This window comes from Cobetia sp. (assembly GCF_983723665.1).
On sequence record NZ_CFDJES010000057.1, the window covers coordinates 1 to 2,286 of the forward strand.

The 2,286-nt window shown below is 64.8% G+C and carries 3 protein-coding genes; 2 read left to right on the top strand and 1 reads right to left on the bottom strand.

The features are described from left to right. On the bottom strand, positions 1-528 hold a 528-nt coding region (locus AC4FAH_RS07660; protein ID WP_490245847.1), incomplete at its 3' end, for a helix-turn-helix domain-containing protein. A 147-nt stretch (positions 529-675) separates the two neighbouring features. Between AC4FAH_RS07660 and rhtA the strand changes: the two genes are divergently transcribed. Further along, positions 676-1,569 carry a threonine/homoserine exporter RhtA gene (gene rhtA / locus AC4FAH_RS07665; protein ID WP_054556012.1) on the top strand — a complete coding sequence of 298 codons (894 nt, stop codon included), beginning with the start codon at positions 676-678 and terminating at the stop codon, positions 1,567-1,569. 181 nt (positions 1,570-1,750) lie between these two features. Continuing rightward, the coding region (locus AC4FAH_RS07670) for a TspO/MBR family protein (protein WP_235506991.1) at positions 1,751-2,286 on the top strand (536 nt) is incomplete at its 3' end.

Below are 2,286 nucleotides of genomic sequence, written 5' to 3' on the forward strand. Positions count from 1 at the left end.
GTTGTGGTAGCGGTAGGCCTGATCACTGGGATAGACATGGAAATCCCCGGCGTGAATGACGATTTCCTCACGTTCCAGCGTAAGGGTCAGCTCGCCTTGCGTGACCACCAGCATCTCGTGCCAGCCGGCATCATCGGGCGCGGAGTCATAGTGCTCGCCGGGGGCGAGGGTCCAGTCCCATAACTCGACTTCCTGGGTCGCCGGTTTGCTGGCCAGCAGCACGGCGCGGCTTTCGGGCGCCTGCCCGACCCACGCCACCTCATTGATGCGTGCCGAGTCTTCGCTTTCCGGGGGCTGCACCAGCGCGTAGAAGAGCACCCCTAGCGCCTCGGCGAGCTTGTCAAGCATGCCGAGGCTGACATTGACGTCGCCCTTCTCGATGTTCACCAGCATGCGGCGACTGATTTCGGCCTGATCCGCGAGTGCCTGCTGACTCAGCTCGGCGGCCAGGCGCAGACGGCGAACATTGGCCGCGACATGGACCAGAACATCGGGTCGATCTTTACTGTTGTGCAATATAGTGCGCATCCGTACAATCCCGCTGACGATGAGGGAAGCCGGCATCCCACTGGCCTCAAGCTCCCTTCCCTTGCTACCTCAATGTCCCTGAATCATGCCGCATGTGTTCTTGACTGACCATGCCCGTCATCCACTGGATCGCTCAAGGAGACTTCAATGTCCGTTGCCGTCGCCGCCTCCTCTTCTCGTCTGTGGCCCGTCGCCATGCTGCTGGTCGCCATGTGCTCGATCCAGAGCGGTGCTTCGCTGGCCACTTCCCTGTTCCCGATGATCGGCGCGGCGGGCGCGACGGCGATTCGTCTGATCATCGCCTCGATTCTGCTGCTGGCCATTCTGCGCCCGTGGCGCAAGCCGGTGACGCGCAAGGCCTGGAAGTCCATCACCATCTACGGCGTGGCGCTGGGCGTGATGAACCTGCTGTTCTACCAGGCCCTCAAGACGGTACCGCTGGGCATCGCCGTGGCACTGGAATTCACCGGCCCGCTGGCCGTGGCGCTGCTGAGCTCGCGCCGCTGGATCGACCTTGGCTGGGTGGCACTGGCGATCACCGGGCTGGTACTGCTGCTGTTGCTGGGTGAGGACACCGCCGCGCCGATCGACCCCGTCGGTGCCGCCTTCGCCCTCGGCGCTGGCCTCTGCTGGGCGCTGTATATCCTGTTCGGCCAGAAGGCCGGCGCAGGCAATGGCACCCAGAGCGCGGCGCTGGGCATCACGATCGCGGCGGTGGTCGTCGCGCCCGTCGGCCTGATGGAGGCCGGCAGCGCCATGTTTTCGGTCGATATCCTGCCGTTGGCACTGGCCGTCGCGGTGCTCTCGACCGCGCTGCCCTACACCCTCGAGATGGTGGCCTTGCCGCGCCTGCCGACCCACACCTTCGGCACCCTGATGAGTCTGGAACCCGCCATCGGGGCGCTCTCCGGCCTGCTGTTCCTCGGTCAGACGCTGGGCATCTTCCAGTGGCTCGCCATCGGTCTGGTCATCGCCGCCTCGGTGGGCACGACGCTGACCGGTCGCAGCAAGGAAGTCTTCGATGGACCGGTGCCGGATTGAGGATGGCGCTGCCGCCCGCAGCTGAGCCGTTCAGATGTTCCGTTCAGCTGAACCGTGCAGACGTACCTCTCAGCTAAACCGTTCATGTACACCTTTCAGGAAGAACGGGACGGTGAACCAAGACGCAGCGTGGGATATCGTGTCTTTCTCTATCACGCTTTTCGAGACAGGAGACCGCCAGATGACATCGCCACGTTCCGCGTCTTCCTCACCCTCCGCTGCACGCTCCACCGCCCAGATGGTGGTGTGGTTCGGGTTGAGCTTCCTCACTGCCGCCATCGGCGCGCTGGCCTCGGTTGACGCGAAGACCTTCTATGCAAGCCTTACCCAACCGGCCTGGGCCCCGCCGGCGGGGGCCTTCGGGCCGGTGTGGACGGCGCTGTTCGTGATGATGGCGCTCGCCGCCTGGCGTGTCGCGCGCGATGGCTTGCATGCCAGCAATGGCTTCCGTTGGCGCCATCGTCTGGCGCTCGGGCTGTTCGTGGTGCAGCTGGTCGTCAACGGCCTGTGGAGCTGGCTGTTCTTCGCCTGGCATCTCGGTCAGGCGGCGTTCATCGACGTACTGGTGCTGTGGGCGCTGATCGCCGTCACCCTGATCGCCTTCTGGCGTATCAGTCGCCTGGCCGGGCTGTTGATGCTGCCCTATCTGGCGTGGGTGACGCTGGCCAGTGCGCTGACCTGGTCCGTCTGGCAAGCCAATCCGGCCCTGCTGGGCGG

What these genes read in the sequence shown, in the direction of transcription:
- rhtA (WP_054556012.1), top strand. Translation starts at nt 676, where the DNA reads ATGTCCGTTGCCGTCGCCGCCTCCTCTTCTCGTCTGTGGCCCGTCGCC.